The sequence below is a fragment of the Pseudochrobactrum sp. sp1633 genome (assembly GCF_030376605.1).
Classification (GTDB): Bacteria; Pseudomonadota; Alphaproteobacteria; order Rhizobiales; family Rhizobiaceae; genus Pseudochrobactrum.
The window spans coordinates 135,374-150,476 of record NZ_JARRAE010000008.1; the positions used below are offsets into that span (position 1 = coordinate 135,374).

Consider the following 15,103-nt stretch of genomic DNA (forward strand, 5'->3'; position numbering starts at 1 on the left):
AAACTATAAACGATGGCTCCTATCTCAAGGTCATCGGAACGGCGCTTCTCCCAAGCACGTTCACCTAAATTGAACGAGGAATATGAAAATGAAAAAGATTGCTTTGACTGTGGCTGCCCTTGCTCTTTCTGCCGGTGCAGCTTTTGCTGAAAACCCGAATGTTGGTATTCCTGCTGATCTGTACAGCAATGATCAGACACCGATTGCTGCTCCTGTTGCGATCCAGACCCTGTTTCAGGGAAATACCACTTATACAGACGGTTCCGCTAACGGCTTTGGCGACCATGCGCCACAAAGCCATAACGGCTGATTTCACACAATAGACCTCCGAATATCATTGTTAAACATACTGCCGATCATTCACGCACATAAATGAACAGACCTCCCATTGTTCCTGCCTTTGAATGACCGGCCTACTTAAGGAAAATGAAAATGAAAAAGATTGTTTTGACTGTTGCCGCTCTTGCTATGACTGCCGGTGTTGCTTTTGCTGAAAACCCAAATGTTGGTACGCCTGACAACCTTTATGGTGCCGATCAGACACCTGTGGTTACCAATTCAGTCGTAAAAAGCACACAGACTGAAACCTATACAGATGGTTCAGCAAACGGCTTTGGTGATAACTCACCTTTGAGCACCCGCCGCTAAAACCGGTTCGGTCTAAAATAAAAAGCGACGGATTTTTGATCCGTCGCTTTTTCTGTTTTCTAGAGCATTTCCAGAATATATTGAATCATAGAAAATGCTCTATCTATTTGTTTTTACACGTATCTTATCCGAAAGCGGTGTCCCCTTTTCGGGGATACGCTTCTAAGGCTGCTATTAATCGCGCAGCAAATCATTGATCGAGGTTTTGGAGCGGGTTTTTTCATCAACGCGCTTCACGATAACCGCACAATAAAGGCTTGGGCCCTGTTCGCCGTTCGGCAATGGTTTGCCTGGCATTGTACCGGCCACAACAACCGAATAAGGCGGTACTTCACCATAGAAGATTTCGCCCGTTGCGCGATCGACGATCTTGGTGGATTTGCCGATATAGACACCCATACCGAGAACCGAGCCTTCGCGGATAATGCAGCCTTCCACGACTTCTGAACGCGCACCGATAAAGCAATTATCCTCGATGATGGTTGGTTCTGCCTGTAGCGGCTCTAGAACGCCACCAATGCCAACGCCACCGGACAGATGCACATTCTTGCCGATCTGGGCGCAGGAGCCGACGGTTGCCCATGTATCAACCATTGTGCCTTCGCCGACATATGCGCCAAGATTGACAAAAGACGGCATCAGAATGGCATTAGGCGCGATATAGGCTGAGTGACGGACGACGCAGTTTGGCACAGCGCGGAAACCGGCTTGTGTAAACTCATCTGCACCCCAGCCATCAAATTTGGACGCTACTTTATCCCACCAAACGGATGCACCCGGGCCACCTTTGATGATTTCCATCGGGTTCAGGCGGAATGACAGCAGTACCGCTTTTTTCAGCCACTGATTGACATGCCAGCTGCCGTCAGCCTGTTTTTCCGCGACGCGTGCTTTGCCCTGATCCAGCAATAATAAAGATTGCACAACGGCATCGCGGATTTCACCGGTGGTTGACACAGATACATTGTCGCGCTCGTCAAAAGCTTTTGTGATAATTTTTTCGAGAGCTGACAGATCAGGCTGAGACATATTACTGCTCCTGAGGCGTTAAAATAGGGATTAATCCGGATTTATTTCGGCGATAAGACGAAACAAACGACGAAATATTCGGATTACGAAATATTTTCGGCAAATGATTAGGCTATGCTTGAGATAGGGTCAATCTTGGCATTGCCGCTTTTGCACTATATGCCTCCAATATACATAAAGAACGAACCGGTCGCGCGCTGTGATGCGTCGGTTCAGCAAGAACAGGATGATATTGCATGAATCCGCTTGAGAAAGACGGCTGGACACCTTTCAGTAACTCCGGTGAAACTGTGAAACGTGTGGCCGCTGTGCCTGATACGCCGCAGACCCGCGCGCCTGCCTACAAACTGGCTTTCAGCGACGCCGAGTTCATGACCAAGCGTGAATTGCGCCCGATCCGTTTGCAGCTTGAATTGCTGAAGCCGGAAATGATTATGGAAGAGCGCGGTATTAAATCCACCGTTGTGCTGTTCGGCGGTGCGCGTATTCCTGAACCGGGTGGTGAAGCATGGGCTGCCAAAAACGAAGTTCAGAAAAAGAACCTCGAAGCCAATTCTATCTATTATGAAGAAGCGCGGGAATTTGCCCGCCGCTGTTCGGAATATTCTGCTTCAACCTATTATCGTGAATTTGTGGTTGTCACAGGTGGCGGGCCGGGTGTGATGGAAGCAGGCAACCGCGGTGCCGCTGATATTGGTGCGCCGTCTATCGGCTTGAACATTGTGCTGCCGCATGAGCAGGCACCAAATGCCTATGTGACGCCGGAACTGTGCTTCAACTTCCACTACTTCGCGCTGCGCAAGATGCATTTCCTGTTCCGTGCCAAGGCTTTTGCAGTCTTTCCGGGTGGTTTCGGTACGATGGATGAGTTGTTTGAAACACTCACACTGATGCAGACAGACCGTATGGAACGCGTGCCTTTAGTGCTGTTCGGCAAGGAATTCTGGACCAAGGCGATCAATATTCCGTATTTGTCTGAACAGGGGACAATCTCACCGGAAGATCTGAAGCTTTTCCATTATGTGGATACAGCTGAAGAAGCGTGGAATGTGGTGAAAGAGCATTACAAGTTGTAAGTTCAGCACTATGAAAATTTACAAGACGCCGGTGTTGATAAAGACACCGGCGTTTTTTATTGCTGAGCGTCGGGCTTTTTCGGCGGATGAATAATCGTCACCAGCACGACGGAAATGATCATCAGCAAGTACCATGCGCCGAGCTTGGATAGTGAGACCGGTACCCATTGGTCGTGTTGCCCCGGATAGAGCCAGACGCGCGACCATGTGCCGATATTTTCTGCAATCCAGATAAACAGGGATGTCAGGAAAAATGCGAGCAGCAGTGGCATACGATGACGGAACCGGAAAACGCGGTAATGCATGCTGGTGCGCCAGAACATCAGTGCCGTCAGGCCAAAAAGCAGCCAGCGCATATCCGGTAAATAATGGTGGCTGAAGAAATTGATATAAATGCCGGTGGCGAGTGCAAAGGTGAGCGGTAGCTGCGGATAATTGGCCAGTCGAATGTCAAATATCCGGTTGATCCGCGCCATATAGGAGCCGACAGCCGCATACATGAAACCGGAAAACAACGGCACGCCACCAATGCGGAAGAGATTTTCTTCCGGATAAATCCACGATCCCATATGGGTTTTGAAAACTTCCATTGCCGTGCCGACAATATGGAAAATCAGGATGACTTTGGCTTCGCGCAGGGTTTCCAGCCGGCAAAGTAACATCAGCACCTGAATTGTGACGGCTGACAGAAACAAAAAATCGTAGCGGGTGATCAGTTGTGGCAGGGCAGAACCGTCAGCCCAGAGATATTTGCTGAGAATAATCAGCCCGAGCATCACACCGCCGAACAGACATGCCCATGCCTGTTTTAGTCCGAAGACCAGAAATTCAACGAGAGCGCCGGAGATGCCGTGTTGCGGCAACCGATCAAGTAACCGGTGCGCGACATGATCAATTCGGCTCTCAAGTGAGGTATAGCGGCGGACGCCGGAAACTGGTTTCTGCATATTACGGGTGTAGTGCGGTCAGAAACTCTGTCAGATTATCCGTGACAAAATCCACGCTGTCGGTAAAGGCAGGGTCGCTTTCCCAAATTTCACTGAAATCCGGTTCAAAATTGTTTGGCACAATCAAAACCGTGCGCATGCCTGTGGCCTTGGGCACTGTGAGATTGCGCGCCAGATCTTCAAACATTGCCGCTTTTTGCGGGTTGATCCCGCATTGTTTGTAAAACAGCTCATAGGGTGCTCGCTCCGGTTTCGGCACCAGTTGTGCTGCAACAATGTCGAAAATATCGTCAAAGCGGTCGAGAATACCAAGCTGTGCCGCAGCATTTTCAGCATGTTTACGATCGCCGTTGGTGTAGATAAATTTGCGGCCGGGCAGGCGGGCAATGGCCTCGCCGAGTAGCGGATCGGGCTTGAGCCACGTATAATCAATATCATGTACTTTGGCGAGAAAGTCGTCGGGGTCAATTTTGTGACATTCCATCAGGCCTTTCAGCGTCGTGCCATATTGCTGATAGAATTGTTTCTGCACCTTGCGCGCCTCATCGCGTGGCAGCTGCAACAGTTCTGAAACATAAGCTGTCATCCGTACATCAATTTGGGAGAACAAATTGGTGTCGTGCGGATAAAGGGTATTATCCATATCAAAAACCCAGTCAGTGACATGGGCGAAGTGGTGCGGATCAGGTAAATTGGTCATGGATCGGTTATGCCATGAAGTTTTCTAAAGATCAGCCTTTATTTTGCTGAGGCAAACAGCCTGAGGCAGGTGGCTTGTATTTAACGGCGGGGCAGGGCAAACAGAGCCTGATATATTTACCAAGAACAGAAAAGCCAGCATAAATCATGGAACTCTGGATACCGATTACGATTGCCGCTGCCTTTATGCAGAATGTACGCACAACACTGCAAAAGAAGCTGCAAGGCAAGCTTGGAACCAGAGGCGCAAGCTTTGTGCGGTTTGGCTATGGTTTCCCTATTGCTATCCTTTATGTGCTCGGGCTGCATGTCTTCGCAGGTTTCGCCCTGCCGCAGATCAACGGCACTTTCATCTTTTGGAGTATTGTCGGCGGTCTGGCACAGATTTTTGCAACCATCATGCTGGTTTATCTGTTCACCCTGCGCAATTTTGCTGTCGGTACAGCCTATTCCAAGACCGAGCCGGTACAGGCGGCAATTTTCGGTCTCATCCTGCTGGGCGAGCGCCTGACAACCGGCGCGGTTCTCGCCATTATTGTTGGTGTGCTGGGGGTGATGCTGATTTCCGTTGCGCGTATGCCATTGAGCTGGGGCAATCTGTTTAAAGCGCTGGTCAGCCGTACTGCGCTGATTGGCATTGCATCGGGTGGTGTCTTCGGGATTTCCGCTGTGGCCTATCGTTCTGCGGCTTTGTCGCTGGATGGTCCGAATCCGATTATGCAGGCTGCTGTGACACTAGCTTGTGTAACGACATTCCAGACGGTTTTTATGCTGGTGTGGATGCTGATGAAAGACAAAAGCGAGATCGTGCTGGTGCTGAAATCATGGCGCTCATCATCGCTTGTTGGCTTATCCAGCGTGCTTGGCTCGATGGGCTGGTTCACAGCAATGGCTTTGCAGCAGGTGGCTTATGTGCGCGCACTGGGGCAGATCGAGCTGATCTTCACTTTCATCTCAGCGGTGTTCATTTTCAAAGAACGCATTAACCGCATGGAAGTAGCCGGATGTATCCTGATCGTAACCGGCATCCTGTTCTTGTTACTATGGCAGTAAGACATTTTTTCGCGCATTATCCTACGCATCGAAGCGGGTAAAAAATCAGTCCGGTGAACTGATTTTCCGCGTAGGCGGTTCCCACTTTTGCTGGAAATGCTCAAAGAAAAATCCCGCAATTTGCGGGATTTTTAATAGGCGCTTTTAATTAAGGCACGATCAATGTGTTTCTTAATTTATGGCACAATAAGAGTGCCGGCACCGCGTTCCGTAAACAGCTCCAGCAATACCGAGTGCGGGGTTTTACCGTTGAGGATAACCACGCCTTCCACACCGCGACGGATGGCTTCAATGCAGGTTTCCACTTTCGGGATCATGCCGCCGGAGATCGTGCCGTCCGCAATCAAAGCCTGCGCATCGGCGACCGACAGTTCTTTGATCAGGTTTTTGTCCTTATCCAGAACACCCGGCACATCGGTGAGGAACAGCAAACGTGTTGCTGCCAGCGCACCGGCAATGGCTCCGGCAAACGTATCCGCATTGATATTATAGGTATTGCCGTCACGACCTGGTGCAACCGGTGCAATCACCGGAATAACCGCTGAGCGTGCCAGCAGATCAAGCAATGTACGGTCAACTTCTACCGGCTCGCCGACAAAGCCCAGATCAAGCACGCGCTCAATATTGGAATCCGGATCGCGATAGGTTTTATGCGCCTTTTCAGCGAAAACCATATTGCCGTCTTTGCCGCACAGGCCGATTGCCCATTCGCCTTCGGCATTGATCATCGCTACGATTTCTTTGTTGATTGAACCGGCGAGAACCATCTCAACCACTTCAACCGTCTTTTCATCCGTAACGCGCAGGCCGCCTTCAAAGCGGGATTCGATGCCGAGTTTGCCGAGCATCGCTGCAATCTGCGGGCCGCCGCCATGTACAACAATCGGGTTGATGCCGGATTGTTTCAGCAGTGCGATATCGCGGGCAAAAGCCTTGCCTAATGCTGGATCGCCCATAGCATGACCGCCATACTTGACGACGACTGTTTTGTTCTCGTAGCGCTGCATGAAGGGCAGGGCGGCGGAGAGGAGTTGTGCTTGAATTTCTGGGCTCGTCGCGGTCATGGAGCACTCCACGGCATGAAGGGTTATGTGAGCGGATTGTCAAATTGTAGGGATTTTTATTCTTTGATCAGAAGGGCAATAGCTGCGCGCACTGCATCAAAGCCCATCGCCTTTTCAGAGGATGTGGCAAGAATTTGCGGAAATGCTGCCGGACGGCGCGCAATCGCTTTCTGCGTTTCTTCCATCAGGCGCGGTACGCCTGCTTCCTTGATCTTGTCGATTTTGGTGAGAATGATCTGGTAGGAAACTGCGGCTTTATCCAGCAGATCCAGCACATCGGCATCATTCTTCTTAATGCCGTGGCGGGAATCAATCAGCACATAAACGCGTTTCAGCGTGGTGCGGCCGCGCAGGTAATCAAAGACCAGCCGCGTCCATGCATCAACCATAGATTTCGGTGCTTCTGCAAAACCATAGCCCGGCATATCCACGAGTGCCAAAGGCGGCAGATCACCATTTTCACCGGAATAACCATCCGGCACGAAGTAGTTGAGTTCCTGCGTGCGGCCCGGTGTATTGGATGTGCGTGCCAAACCGTTCTGGCCGACAATTGCATTGATCAGCGAAGATTTTCCAACATTGGAGCGGCCCGCAAATGCAATTTCTGTAGGACCTTCCGGCGGCAGAAATTTCATGGACGGTACGCCGCGGATAAAAATCCATCGCTTGTTGAAGAGAGCCTTACCCTCGGCAACAAGTGCTGCATATTTCTCTGCTTCTTTTGCGACGGCCAGTTCTGCTTCGGTCACTCAATTCTTCCTGTGGCTTATGGTCGTGTCATAGGGTGATAACACTGTTCTTTATGGCATTGAGCTTTCGGTGGCTTTTGTCAACCGTCAAAGCTCTGTCAGGCATAAAAAAGCCCCCGAAGAGGGGGCTTTCTGTTTGTTTTATTTCTTGGCAGGCTTGTCAGTTTTCACCGGTGCTGCAGGTTCTTTCTTTTTGAACATTCCTTTCAGATTGTCAAAAAGTTCGATCTTCGCGCCTTGACGCTTCATAATCATGCCCTGCTGAAGGATGGACAATGTGTTGTTCCATGCCCAGTAGATAACCAGACCGGCCGGGAATGCTGCGAGCATGAATGTGAAAATGATCGGCATCCATGTGAAAATTGCAGCCTGTGTCGGATCCGGCGGTGTCGGGTTCATGCGCATCTGCAGGAACATGGTGATACCCATGATCAGCGGCCATACACCAACCATAAGGAAGGTTGGGACATCCCAAGGCAGCAGGCCGAACAGATTGAACACTGATGTTGGATCCGGCGCAGCAAGGTCGTGAATCCAGCCAAAGAACGGCGCATGGCGCATTTCGATGGTGACATAGAGAACCTTATACAGCGCGAAGAAGACTGGGATCTGTACCAGAACCGGCCAGCAACCGGCCAGCGGGTTGATCTTCTCGCGCTTGTAAAGCTGCATCATTTCCTGCTGCTGCTTAACCTTGTCATCCGCATATTTTTCACGGATTTCCAGCATAGCAGGCTGCATCATTTTCATGCGGGCCATCGACTTGTAGGACTTATTGGCCAGCGGGAAGAACAATCCCTTCAGCAGAACGGTTACGACCAGAATGGCGACACCGAAATTGCCGGAGAATTTGTAAATCCAGTCGATGAGATAAAACATCGGCTTGGTGATGAAGTAGAACCAGCCCCAGTCAATCAGCAGTTCAAACTGCTTGATGCCGAGCTTTTCTTCGTATGTTTTGATCTTGGCAACTTCTTTGGCACCGGCAAAGATGTGATTTTTGATCACAGCATTCTGACCGGCAGCAATGGTTACAGGGCTACTTAGGAAATCAGCCTGATAACGGGCGCGGCCGTCTGTGAAGTGCGAGAAGCGCGCTTCAAAAGTTTCGTTCTGCGGCGGAATCAGTGTCGCAGCCCAATACTTGTCAGTAATGCCGAGCCAGCCGCCTGTTGCTTTTGCAAGCGGCATGTTCTTGTTGTCTTCAATCTTGGAATAGGAAATTTCCTGCAAGCCCTGATCGCCGATAACGCCGATCAGACCCTCATGCAGCACATAGGTGCCGCTGGCATGTTCAGGTTTTTCAAAGCGGGTCACGCGACCATAGGAGCTGAGGGAAACTGCAGCATCCGTCGGGTTGGTGATGGTGTCTTCGACGGCGAACATATAGTTCTCGTCAACCGAAATCACGCGCTTGAACTGGATGCCTTTTTCATTGGCATAAGTCAGTGTTACCGGTGTTGAAGGTGTGAGTTTGTCATTGCCTTCAATATTCCACTCGGTCGCAGGACCAGGAACAGTACCGATTGCATCATTACCGGAGAAGCCGAGTTCCGCGAAATAGCCCTTTTTCATGCCTGAAGGAGCAAGCAGTTCGATTTCCGGGGATTTTGGATCAACAGTTTCGCGGTAATCTTTCAGGAAAAGATCATCAAGGCGCGCACCGACAGTATTGATCGAGCCGCTGACGCGCGGTGTATCAATGCTGATGCGCTTGTTCTGGGACACAGCAACCTCACGGGTCAGCGGTTGTGCTGCCGGAGTTTCTGTTGTCTGTCCCGGAATGCTGCCCTGAGGTACATTGCCCTGTGGCACATTCGCAGCTGTTTCACCATTAGCGGCAGGTGTCTGCGCTATCTGATTATTCTGCGCTTCAATCCGTGCCTGTTCTTTCTGAGCCTCAGTCTTCGGTCCCAGATAGAACACCTGCCAGAGCGTGAGAATCAGAATAGACAGACCAATGGTGAGAAAGAAGTTACGATTTTTTTCCATTGACGGGTCCTGGTTCCTGTCAGTTCATTACAGGAAAGGCAGGTGCAGACAGGGCTGCATTGCCTTACTTATAATATGCTGGCTGACAGAGCGTTGTGCAGATTATGCCCCATACCTGTCAGAGTTAAGTGCCTGCCTTATAATACGAGCGGTTCAGAAAAGCGAACGCTGAGACAATATAATTCAGGCCTATTTTGTGAAGCAGCTATTTAAACCGCTTGGTAAGTTCTCTGGTCAGTGCGCTGAAGGGGGCATTTAAGGCTTCCCTGCGTGCAACTATGACATAATCGGTTTGCGAAGCCATTGCAGCCTCGCTGAGGGCAGCGGCAGCTTTCAGGCGGCGGCGAATACGGTTGCGGATAACTGCATTGCCGTTTTTCTTGGTAACCGTGAAGCCGATACGCGGACTATCACCGGTTTTTGCCTGTTTGCTGGTTTCTTCGTCGCGCTGTTTGACTTCCATAAGGAAATATTTGCCGCGACGTTTTTCGCCACTGCGAACGGCCAAAAACTCCGCTCTCTTTCGAAGGCGGAGTGTTTTGGTCTGCTTTTTTGCTTGTTGTGTCACCGCTTCACGCGGAGCAACAATTATGCAGAAAGCTTGCCACGACCGCGTGCGCGGCGGGCTGCAATAACTTTACGACCGCCTGGAGTAGCCATGCGTGTACGGAAACCGTGACGACGCTTGCGGACGAGTTTAGATGGCTGATATGTGCGCTTCATTTGTTTAATACCGCGGTGTGCGGCCCTTCTTAAGTCTGTTTTTTAACAGGAGCTGGTTCGGGCGCGGTCTGTTAAAGACCTGCATATAATGCCTGAACGTGGGGCGGCTTATAGATGCAGGCAGGTTTTGAGTCAAGAATGCAGCGGAATATTCGGCTGGTTTGAGGATATTCCTGATTATTCTGAAAAAATATGTGCTGTTTTCTGTTTTATTATCCGCTGCAAATAGTCTTGGCGCAGTTTGATGACTATAAGGCTTTATCGAATTTACAATGAGAGGAAGAACTATGTCTGTTAAGCGTTTCGAATCCGGCAAGCGTATGAGCGGTGCGGTTGTACATGGTAACACTGTTTATCTGGCCGGTCAGGTTGGTACAGAAAATGCAAGCGTGACTGAACAGTGCAAAACCGCACTGGCTGAAGTTGATCGTCTGCTGGCTGTTGCCGGTACCGACAAGTCCAAGATCCTTCAGACCATTATCTGGCTGGATGATATGAAAGACTTCGCAGAAATGAACGCAGTTTGGGAAGCATGGGTTGATCCTGCAAACACACCGGCTCGCGCAACCGGTTCTGCGCATCTGGCGACACCGGGCTACAAAGTAGAGTTCATCGTAACTGCTGCTCTCGACTAATATTCTACTGGTGCCGCGTTCATATGAATGCGGCACCGGATTTTTCTATTCTGCGGCGACCGGTTGCGGCATTGGAGCTGTGCGGATGCGCTGTGAGTAGCCTTCGCGACTGCCTTTAGCCTGCGCACTGATATCCGCATTGAGACGCATAGACTGCGTATTTGTCTCCGGTGTCAGAATCAGCTCTTTTTCAAACATATATTCAGGCAAGTAACCGGACAGCAGCACACGGTAATCGAGTGCTATCGATGGATCGAGTATCCGTGCCATGTCAAAAACAACTGTCGTGCAGTTCGCCGTGAGCGTGTTGTAGAAACCTGCGTCTTTGCTCAGGCGATTGGCAGTATCAGTATACAGTCTGAAAAGCTGACGCGCCTGTTCCGGCGCAATATCCACATGATAGCGATACACTCTTTCTCCGCGCACATTGGTGCGCAGGTAAACGATGTCGCTTTCTTCTGCCGCAATCATTGCCAGTTCAAAATCTTTGAAAAAACCACCGATTTCTGAGAAGGCCTGACCGCGTTTTTTGCGGATTTCTGCGGAGAATACGACATACCGCCCGTCTTCAAACCCGAAGCTGACCAATGTATGGGCAATCGCAGGCCCTGCCCAATAGGATAAAAACAGATCGACGCTTTTGATTTGGTTCAGATCGTAATCAGCGCTTTTCCAGTTGGCGGTAAAATCCTTTTCCGTACGCCAGTCAAAATCACGGATATGATTGAGGCGCACCTGATCCCCTTTGAAATCAGCCGTGACGGTTTGGGCGACTTCCGGTGCCCAGTCGCGGTTCAGCGATGGTTTAATACTGTGCCACCAGATGAGCAGTACCGCGAATACAAGCGTAAATACGATAAAGAGCGCTTTGCGAAACTGGTAAAGATCGGCGAACCAGATTGTGCTGAGTGCGGCAAGGGCAATCAAGACCCACAGGCCGATGATAACCGCATTGAATACGCGCGATTCTGAAAGTTGATAATAGAGAGCCAGACTGCCCCATATCGTTATCAGAATAACGAGCAGACTGACAAAAGCCTGAGCCAGAAAGGTTAAAAAAATCAAAGCTGGATTATAGGCCATGAGGCTCCGGTTTTGTCTGGCAAGAGTGCTTTATAGTATTTGCCGAAAATGCTTATCATCGTGCAATAAGTTGTGATAGTTATGAGTGGCATGTTTTCGCCGTGTTTGAACATTAGACAAACCCAGCAACATGCTCTTAAAAATGACGTGCAGTGCATGAATTTATCGCTTTGTTAGATTTTTTTAATGTTTGTCCGGCAAAACTTCTCGTATGGTAAATAAATACTTCTCCTTTTTGGGCTCTGCCGTTCTGGCAGTTTCGCTGGTTTCCATTCTGCCGCTGGTTGTTCATGCGCAGGAGGACCTGTTGACGCCTGCAACGATGTCTTCGGGCAATGCGGCATTTATAAAAAAATCAGATACAATGACACCGGCTCCGGGCGCGGGCGTTACGATGCGTAATCCTAAGGCGGATCATGCAGAAACAACGAAAGATGTGAGCAAGGTGGTCAAAGAGGCGATTTCGCGCAGTCAGAAATTTGTCTATCACTTTACCAAGCCGGAAAACGGCAGCGGTGAAACGATTGTATTGCTGCATGGCTCCGGCGGTGATGAGGCGAGCCTTGTCCCTTTCGCGCAGAAAGTTTGGCCGCGTGCCACATTGCTCGGCATTCGTGGTCGTGTGTTGCAGGAAGGCCGTACCCGCTGGTATGCCCGTATTACACCGGTAAAATTCGACCAGAAAGATGTGCGCACCGAAGCTGACGCATTCGTCAAGTTTCTGACCCGACTTTCCGATGAAGACCAGATTGATCTGAGCCGCACAACATTTGTCGGTTATTCCAATGGTGCCAATCTGCTGGCGGCAACGATGATGCTGCATCCGGATCTGGTGAAAAAGGCTGTGCTGATGCGCTCTATGCCGGTGCTGGATCAGACGCCGGTTGCAAATCTTAGCAAAGCAAAAATTCTGGTGGTGACAGGCGCTGATGACAAGATGTATGCGCCTTTTGCGCCTGCACTTTCAGGCCTGTTGCGTACCAGCGGTGCTAAGGTTGATGCGCGGGTGGTCAAAGCCGGTCATATGATTGGTGACAAGGATGTTTCGCTGGTGACAGCATGGCTTTCAGGGCAGGGGCCGGATGGCGCACCTGCGATGTCACAGGCTGTGACGACAAAGGCCAAAGACAAAACGGATAAATTGAAAGCCCTGCCGGATGCGCAGGAACCGGCCACACAAAGCGGGCAGGCGCTGGAGCAGTCTAAGAAATAGCAAAAAGGCGGTCTTAAACCGCCTTTTTTATTGCTCAGATTACCACTGAATATTGATCAGTCCGCAATCGCCGGTTTCTGCGCCATAGGCAAGACGTGTGCCGTTTTTGTCCCAGCCCATTGAGCTGATAGCCCCTTTGCCGGGGCGACGCAGCAGCACTTCTTTCTGATCGGCAAAACGGCACAGCAAAACCATGCCGTCCTGATAGCCGACAGCGACAATATCCTCGACCGGATGACAGGCAACGGATGTGACCATTGTGTCGCCGCGCAGGCCAAGTTCCAGCGGGGCTTTGCCCATCGGGCCGTCTTTGCCTGCAAATGGCCAGATGATTGCCGCCGGTGCACCGGAGGTGGCAAGCCACTTACCCTTAGGGCTCCATGACCAGTCTTTGACCTTGGCCGGATAGCCGGTCATGCGCATATTGCGGTTATCTTCCAGACGCCAGCCATGCAGAGCATTTTCCTGCATCGTGGTGATCAGAAAACGCCCGTCCGGTGAGAAGATCGCGCCGGTATGTGCGCCCTTCCACTCCAGATCGACAGGTTTGCCAGCGGTGCCAGCCCAATGCAAGGTTGCGCCATTATAGCGGGCAATGGCGAGGCGAAGGCCTTTGGGGGCAAAGGCAACACCTTCAACACTGCGTTCATGGGCAAATTCGGTGGTTTTGCCGTTGGCTTCACGCACCCATGCCGTGCGGCCGGAAGCATAGGCAACAGCACCATTCGGGCCACTGGCAACGGTTGTGATCCATTTGCGTGGTAAAACAGCCAGCTCTTCTACATTGCCTTTGCTGTCGGTCTGGCAAATACACCCGTCTTCACCGCCGGTGATCAGAGCTTTATTGTCAGAGGTTACAGCAACGCAGAGCAGGCCGTCATGCATAGCGACGGTTTTATGCGCTTCATCCAGCCAATGCAGCGTGCCGTCAGCCAGTGCGAAATAGGCATTCTCATTCAGGAAACCAGCTTTCAGGCAGTGGCTTCCCAGATCAATAGGGGCAATCGTCGGCATGGTTATTTACATTTCTCGAAGCCGGAGCGCAGTGCCTGCTCATTCAGATTGCGGCCGATAAAGACCAGACGGCTTTCACGCTTTTCATCCGCTTTCCACGGGCGCTGGTGATCGCCTTCGATGATCATATGCACGCCCTGTACAACATAACGGTCTTCGTCATCGGCAAAAGCGATAATACCTTTAAGGCGCAGAATATCCGGCCCTTGCACCTGCGTTACATTCTGAATCCACGGGAAGAATTTTTCTGCATTCAGTTCGCCGGTACGCAGAGACACTGACATGACGGTTACATCGTGGATGGCCGAAGCATGGCCGTGGTCATGTCCGTGATCATGCCCATGATCATGGTTGCAATCGGGGCCGCAGGTATGGTCGTGATCATGGTGGTGGTGATGATGATCGTGTCCGTGGTCGTGGTGATGATGTTCATGATCACAATCAGGGCCGCAAACATGATCCGGATGGTCGTGATCGAGGAAATGCGGATCATTATCCAGAGCGCGTTTGAGGTCAAAAGCACCGCGATCCAGAACCTTGGTCAGGTCAATTTCTGCGCGCTGGGTACGGTGGATAATCGCATGCGGGTTAATCGCGCGGATTGTGGCTTCCACATGTGCCAGTTCCTGCGCTGTTACCAGATCGGTTTTGTTGAGCAGAACCACATCGGCAAAAGCGATCTGGTCTTCGGCCTCTTTACTGTCTTTCAGGCGCAGCGGCAGATGCTTGGCATCAACGAGTGCTACAACCGCATCAAGCTGGGTCTTGGCACGCACATCATCATCCATGAAGAATGTTTGCGCGACCGGAACCGGATCGGCAAGGCCGGTGGTTTCAACGATAATCGCATCGAAACGGCCTGGACGGCGCATCAGACCTTCAACCACGCGGATCAGATCGCCGCGCACGGTGCAGCAAATGCAGCCATTGTTCATTTCATAGATTTCTTCGTCGGACTCGACGATGAGATCATTATCAATGCCGATTTCACCAAATTCATTGACGATCACAGCATAGCGTTTGCCGTGATTTTCGCTGAGAATACGGTTGAGCAGGGTGGTTTTACCGGCGCCGAGATAGCCGGTCAGGACTGTTACCGGAATTTTAGGGAGTGCGGTTGCGGAAGTCGCAACCTGATCTGCTGCTGGGCTATCGCTCATGGGTAGAGTGCCTCTTCA

General features: G+C 50.9%; 16 protein-coding genes and 1 pseudogene. 6 read left to right on the forward strand and 11 right to left on the reverse strand.

What is annotated here, in order from left to right; translation table 11 throughout:
- The first annotated feature begins 88 nt into the window (after positions 1-88).
- Positions 89-310: a hypothetical protein gene (locus tag P8H26_RS11185; protein ID WP_289633082.1), complete on the forward strand. Its 222-nt coding sequence runs from the start codon at positions 89-91 to the stop codon at positions 308-310.
- A gap of 122 nt (positions 311-432) precedes the next feature.
- Complete coding sequence (locus tag P8H26_RS11190) at positions 433-648, forward strand: hypothetical protein (RefSeq protein WP_289633084.1); 216 nt, start codon at positions 433-435, stop codon at positions 646-648.
- Positions 649-822: 174 nt separating this feature from the next.
- On the opposite strand, the gene dapD is transcribed toward P8H26_RS11190, so the two are convergent.
- The gene (gene dapD, locus P8H26_RS11195) at positions 823-1,677 is read right to left on the reverse strand and encodes a 2,3,4,5-tetrahydropyridine-2,6-dicarboxylate N-succinyltransferase (RefSeq protein WP_289633086.1); all 855 of its coding nucleotides are present in this window, start codon (positions 1,675-1,677) and stop codon (positions 823-825) included.
- 236 nt (positions 1,678-1,913) lie between these two features.
- Here dapD and P8H26_RS11200 point away from each other — a divergent pair, with 236 nt between their 5' ends.
- On the forward strand, positions 1,914-2,753 hold the full coding sequence (locus tag P8H26_RS11200; protein ID WP_289633087.1) for an LOG family protein: 840 nt from the start codon (positions 1,914-1,916) through the stop codon (positions 2,751-2,753).
- A 56-nt stretch (positions 2,754-2,809) separates the two neighbouring features.
- Here P8H26_RS11200 and P8H26_RS11205 read toward each other — a convergent pair whose 3' ends face one another.
- Complete coding sequence (locus P8H26_RS11205) at positions 2,810-3,700, reverse strand: DUF817 domain-containing protein (protein ID WP_289633088.1); 891 nt, start codon at positions 3,698-3,700, stop codon at positions 2,810-2,812.
- A 1-nt stretch (position 3,701) separates the two neighbouring features.
- Positions 3,702-4,400: a pyrimidine 5'-nucleotidase gene (locus tag P8H26_RS11210; protein ID WP_289633089.1), complete on the reverse strand. Its 699-nt coding sequence runs from the start codon at positions 4,398-4,400 to the stop codon at positions 3,702-3,704.
- A gap of 146 nt (positions 4,401-4,546) precedes the next feature.
- On the opposite strand from P8H26_RS11210, the gene P8H26_RS11215 reads away from it, so the two are divergent.
- On the forward strand, positions 4,547-5,452 hold the full coding sequence (locus P8H26_RS11215) for a DMT family transporter (protein WP_289633091.1): 906 nt from the start codon (positions 4,547-4,549) through the stop codon (positions 5,450-5,452).
- A 176-nt stretch (positions 5,453-5,628) separates the two neighbouring features.
- Here P8H26_RS11215 and argB read toward each other — a convergent pair whose 3' ends face one another.
- From argB to rpmH, 5 genes are all read right to left on the reverse strand, one after another.
- Positions 5,629-6,516 (reverse strand): acetylglutamate kinase, encoded by an 888-nt coding sequence (gene argB / locus P8H26_RS11220; RefSeq protein ID WP_289633092.1) that lies wholly within the window; start codon positions 6,514-6,516, stop codon positions 5,629-5,631.
- A 56-nt stretch (positions 6,517-6,572) separates the two neighbouring features.
- Positions 6,573-7,265, reverse strand: a complete 693-nt coding sequence (gene yihA, locus P8H26_RS11225; protein ID WP_374708285.1) for a ribosome biogenesis GTP-binding protein YihA/YsxC — start codon at positions 7,263-7,265, stop codon at positions 6,573-6,575.
- A gap of 141 nt (positions 7,266-7,406) precedes the next feature.
- A complete protein-coding gene (gene yidC, locus P8H26_RS11230; RefSeq protein WP_289633093.1) occupies positions 7,407-9,257 on the reverse strand; it encodes a membrane protein insertase YidC in 1,851 nt (616 codons plus the stop codon).
- Positions 9,258-9,462: 205 nt separating this feature from the next.
- Positions 9,463-9,765, reverse strand: coding sequence for a ribonuclease P protein component (rnpA, locus tag P8H26_RS11235; protein WP_289633094.1), 303 nt, complete (start codon positions 9,763-9,765; stop codon positions 9,463-9,465).
- Between the two features lie 80 nt (positions 9,766-9,845).
- A complete protein-coding gene (gene rpmH / locus P8H26_RS11240; RefSeq protein ID WP_113945134.1) occupies positions 9,846-9,980 on the reverse strand; it encodes a 50S ribosomal protein L34 in 135 nt (44 codons plus the stop codon).
- Between the two features lie 287 nt (positions 9,981-10,267).
- Here rpmH and P8H26_RS11245 point away from each other — a divergent pair, with 287 nt between their 5' ends.
- Positions 10,268-10,615 (forward strand): RidA family protein, encoded by a 348-nt coding sequence (locus tag P8H26_RS11245; protein WP_075657046.1) that lies wholly within the window; start codon positions 10,268-10,270, stop codon positions 10,613-10,615.
- A gap of 45 nt (positions 10,616-10,660) precedes the next feature.
- Here P8H26_RS11245 and P8H26_RS11250 read toward each other — a convergent pair whose 3' ends face one another.
- Complete coding sequence (locus tag P8H26_RS11250) at positions 10,661-11,698, reverse strand: DUF4105 domain-containing protein (RefSeq protein WP_289633095.1); 1,038 nt, start codon at positions 11,696-11,698, stop codon at positions 10,661-10,663.
- A 211-nt stretch (positions 11,699-11,909) separates the two neighbouring features.
- Here P8H26_RS11250 and P8H26_RS11255 point away from each other — a divergent pair.
- Positions 11,910-12,800, forward strand: a pseudogene (locus P8H26_RS11255) (alpha/beta hydrolase); the annotation flags it as partial.
- A gap of 150 nt (positions 12,801-12,950) precedes the next feature.
- On the opposite strand, the gene P8H26_RS11260 reads toward P8H26_RS11255, so the two are convergent.
- A complete protein-coding gene (locus P8H26_RS11260) occupies positions 12,951-13,925 on the reverse strand; it encodes a WD40 repeat domain-containing protein (protein WP_289633097.1) in 975 nt (324 codons plus the stop codon).
- Between the two features lie 2 nt (positions 13,926-13,927).
- Positions 13,928-15,085, reverse strand: coding sequence for a GTP-binding protein (locus tag P8H26_RS11265; RefSeq protein ID WP_289633098.1), 1,158 nt, complete (start codon positions 15,083-15,085; stop codon positions 13,928-13,930).
- Positions 15,086-15,103: the final 18 nt, after the last annotated feature.

Excerpts from the sequence above, each read along its gene's own strand:
- P8H26_RS11185 (WP_289633082.1), top strand. The coding sequence starts at position 89 with ATGAAAAAGATTGCTTTGACTGTGGCTGCCCTTGCTCTTTCTGCCGGT.
- P8H26_RS11190 (WP_289633084.1), top strand. The coding sequence starts at position 433 with ATGAAAAAGATTGTTTTGACTGTTGCCGCTCTTGCTATGACTGCCGGT.
- dapD (WP_289633086.1), bottom strand. The coding sequence starts at position 1,677 with ATGTCTCAGCCTGATCTGTCAGCTCTCGAAAAAATTATCACAAAAGCT.
- P8H26_RS11200 (WP_289633087.1), top strand. The coding sequence starts at position 1,914 with ATGAATCCGCTTGAGAAAGACGGCTGGACACCTTTCAGTAACTCCGGT.
- P8H26_RS11205 (WP_289633088.1), bottom strand. The coding sequence starts at position 3,700 with ATGCAGAAACCAGTTTCCGGCGTCCGCCGCTATACCTCACTTGAGAGC.
- P8H26_RS11210 (WP_289633089.1), bottom strand. The coding sequence starts at position 4,400 with ATGACCAATTTACCTGATCCGCACCACTTCGCCCATGTCACTGACTGG.
- P8H26_RS11215 (WP_289633091.1), top strand. The coding sequence starts at position 4,547 with ATGGAACTCTGGATACCGATTACGATTGCCGCTGCCTTTATGCAGAAT.
- argB (WP_289633092.1), bottom strand. The coding sequence starts at position 6,516 with ATGACCGCGACGAGCCCAGAAATTCAAGCACAACTCCTCTCCGCCGCC.
- yidC (WP_289633093.1), bottom strand. The coding sequence starts at position 9,257 with ATGGAAAAAAATCGTAACTTCTTTCTCACCATTGGTCTGTCTATTCTG.
- rpmH (WP_113945134.1), bottom strand. The coding sequence starts at position 9,980 with ATGAAGCGCACATATCAGCCATCTAAACTCGTCCGCAAGCGTCGTCAC.
- P8H26_RS11245 (WP_075657046.1), top strand. The coding sequence starts at position 10,268 with ATGTCTGTTAAGCGTTTCGAATCCGGCAAGCGTATGAGCGGTGCGGTT.
- P8H26_RS11250 (WP_289633095.1), bottom strand. The coding sequence starts at position 11,698 with ATGGCCTATAATCCAGCTTTGATTTTTTTAACCTTTCTGGCTCAGGCT.
- P8H26_RS11260 (WP_289633097.1), bottom strand. The coding sequence starts at position 13,925 with ATGCCGACGATTGCCCCTATTGATCTGGGAAGCCACTGCCTGAAAGCT.
- P8H26_RS11265 (WP_289633098.1), bottom strand. The coding sequence starts at position 15,085 with ATGAGCGATAGCCCAGCAGCAGATCAGGTTGCGACTTCCGCAACCGCA.